The sequence below is a fragment of the Aquabacterium sp. A08 genome, assembly GCF_011742065.1.
This window is the reverse complement of record NZ_JAAQQT010000244.1, coordinates 1-248: the sequence shown is the minus strand read 5'-3', so window position 1 is coordinate 248 and position 248 is coordinate 1. Positions and strand designations below refer to the sequence as shown.

Annotated in this window: 1 pseudogene; it reads right to left on the bottom strand. The window is 64.5% G+C overall.

The features are described 5' to 3' along the window. Positions 1-248, bottom strand: a pseudogene (locus HA630_RS26860) (type IV pili twitching motility protein PilT); the annotation flags it as partial.

The window sequence follows — 248 nt, the reverse complement described above, 5'->3', positions numbered from 1 at the left end:
CTCACCCGGAACCGCCCCACGCCGGGCAGGGGCACGGCGATGTTGAGTTCCAGGGTGTCGTGAAACTCCTGCAACTGCGCCTCGGTGATGATCTCGGAGAGCAGTTGCAGTGGCCCGTCCACCGGCAGCGGCTGGGCGTTGAGTGGGGCGCAGACGCCGTTGATCTTGATCTGGATCGGCGAGTTGGCCGACAGGTACACGTCGGAGGCTTTGCGCTCGCCCATCGCGCGCAGGATCTTTTCCATCAT